The 2,535-nt window shown below is 42.1% G+C and carries 4 protein-coding genes; 2 read left to right on the top strand and 2 right to left on the bottom strand.

Going from position 1 to position 2,535, the window contains the following annotated elements:
- Positions 1-438 (bottom strand): nucleotidyltransferase family protein (locus tag RMO79_RS18035; RefSeq protein WP_310484625.1); only part of this gene is annotated, 438 nt, incomplete at its 3' end.
- A 208-nt stretch (positions 439-646) separates the two neighbouring features.
- Between RMO79_RS18035 and RMO79_RS18030 the strand changes: the two genes are divergently transcribed.
- Positions 647-841, top strand: a complete 195-nt coding sequence (locus tag RMO79_RS18030) for a hypothetical protein (RefSeq protein WP_310484624.1) — start codon at positions 647-649, stop codon at positions 839-841.
- 6 nt (positions 842-847) lie between these two features.
- Positions 848-1,567 (top strand): hypothetical protein, encoded by a 720-nt coding sequence (locus RMO79_RS18025; RefSeq protein WP_310484623.1) that lies wholly within the window; start codon positions 848-850, stop codon positions 1,565-1,567.
- Between the two features lie 39 nt (positions 1,568-1,606).
- Here the strand turns inward: RMO79_RS18025 and RMO79_RS18020 are convergent.
- Positions 1,607-2,535, bottom strand: a 929-nt coding sequence (locus RMO79_RS18020; protein ID WP_310484622.1) for a bestrophin family ion channel, incomplete at its 5' end; no start/stop codon positions are given.

Raw genomic sequence — 2,535 nt, 5'->3', positions numbered from 1 at the left:
TACCACCCCAAAATCGATCGGGTAGGGAATCTGAGTTAAGATAATTGTCGCCTTTGCCCCCTTTTGACGGTGAAACTCGATCGCGCCCGTAAGATCGATATCGGTGAGACTATCGCCACTAATTACTAAAAAAGTCCCGCCTAGAATTTCTTCGACATTTTTGACACAGCCAGCCGTACCCAAGGCGCGCTCTGCTTCGATCGCATAATGAATTTTGACACCAAAATCACTACCATCGCCAAAATAATTTTGAATTACCTCTGGGAGATAATGCAAGGTGATGATAATTTCGGTAATGTGGTGGCGTTTGAGCAAATTAATAATATGCTCGGCGATCGGACGATCGATCGCTGGTACCATCGGTTTGGGTATTTCGCAGGTTAAAGGTCTCAACCGCGTTCCAGAACCTCCAGCCATCAATACTGCGCGGAGTTGCATATCTTTTTTTCTAGGGGATAGTCACCCAATACATCTTCATTGTCAGTCGATTTTTGAAGCCTGGGACTGCGCGATCGCATAGGTTAATATATTTAGCCCAATTCAGGATTTACGGAATCGGGCTAGAATAGATTGTAGATTGCTACAATAGTGCAATTTCGCTACCAATTCTGTCAAACTCGTCATCATTGAGAAATAAACAAGACTTATGAACTTCGTTGTTGTCGGTTTAGTGGGAGCATACGGATATGGAGTCTGGAGATTTTCGCGCAACTTCAACCGTACCTATTATCAACGCACTCTTACTACCAAGATCGTTCTCGCACTACTTTGGCCAGTTTGCTACATCGTCAATGCTTCTTACCGTCAAAATTTTAACAGAGCTTTGAAGGGCGGCGATTGATAAGTCATGTCCGATCTTGCTGACATTCGCAAAACATCTGGTTGGCATAGCAGAGCAGATCGATTGACTCAAATCTGGCAGCAATGTTGCGATCGTCTTTCGATCGATCCACTGCTCGAATATACCTCTAATCGATCGGAAATCGATCGCGTCTTTAAGCTTTTAGTTACTGCTTATACTCAGCCCGATCGACACTATCACAATCTCAACCACATTTACCAGATCTTCGTTACTCTCGATCGGTTTAGCGATTTAGCAAATCCGAGCGCGGTATATTTCGCAGCCTGGTTTCACGATTTTATCTACGATCCGCAAGCTGCCGATAATGAAATTCAAAGTGCTAGAGCCGCCAAAGATTTACTAGCAAATTTGGGTGTATCTCCAGCAACGATCGAACTAGTTAGCTCGTTAATTTTAGCAACCGAAGGACATAAAATCGATCCGACAGATCGCGATTTATGTATTTTTCTAGATGCAGATTTAGCAATTCTCGGTGCAGATCCCGTTATCTATCAAGCTTACCAGCAATCGATCCGTCGCGAGTATAGTTGGGTGTCGGATACCGCATATCAAATCGGACGCATCCGCATGTTAGAGCATTTTCTAGCACGAGATCGACTCTATCATACAGAATTATTATTCAACGAACTAGAATCGATCGCCAGACTCAATCTAGAGAGGGAGATCGATTTTTGGAGTAAGGAGTGTGGGAAGAGAAAAATCTAAAGCCTTTCCTCTTTCCCCCTAAAGCCTAAAACCTAAAACCTAATTAAACTGCTCGCCCGAATTACTAATACTGCCATACATACCAGCTCGACGATAATGGGGTTCGATACTAATTAGATCTTCGATATTACGTTCGATCGTATTGCAGATTGTATCGAGGGGCAGATCGTTAGGATCGGTACCAAAAGGGTTTTCGATTTCCACGCCGATGGCTTCGATACCAAATAACGTAAAACTAACTAAAGCAATTGCTGAAGCTGTCCACCACCGAAGTTCTTCAACAATTTGAAAAGGTAATAATAAGCAATAAAGCATGATTAATTGTTTGAGATGAATTGCATAAGCCATCGGCATTGGCGTGCGTAAAATTCGTTCGCAAGCACCGAGCATATCGACCAATCCATTTAAGAGCGTTTGCAATTCGTTCATTTGATACAAACTAATCTGATTTTGCTCGTGTTTCGCTTGTAAATAATCACCGATCCAAAAGGCGATTTCTAAAGGTGCATTAGTTGTCGATTGGAGTTTTTCAAGTTGTAAGGGTGAAACTAATTTTGATAAGCGATCGTCAACAGCTTGAGATCTTAAATGTAGCTTAGTCGATATTGCAAATGCTATTAACAGCCTTAAAATTTGCTCCTTTTCATGTCGATGATTGAGATCTAGTTCGTCGATCGCTACCCAGATCGATCGGGACAAATTCCGAATATTATTAACCATCGTCCCCCAAGCTTTGCGACCTTCCCAAAATCGCTCATAAGCAGTATTTGTCCTGAATACTAGTAATAAACCCAAGACAATACTCGGAATTATGCCACCAAAAGCTTTCGCCGCAATCGGGAGTTTATAAAAAGACAAAACTGAGACAAGTAAGCCAAAAGCTCCGCAAAGTAAAACTCTACCAAAAATAGTAGGTATGACCGAACCTTGAACTTTAAAGGCAACTTTAAACCAGTTTGTTTGCTCTA

This window comes from Chamaesiphon sp. VAR_48_metabat_403, from assembly GCF_031422475.1.
In the GTDB taxonomy this organism is placed as follows: domain Bacteria; phylum Cyanobacteriota; class Cyanobacteriia; order Cyanobacteriales; family Chamaesiphonaceae; genus Chamaesiphon.
The sequence above is the reverse complement of the archived record's forward strand: the minus strand, read 5'-3'. Positions and strand labels throughout refer to the sequence as shown.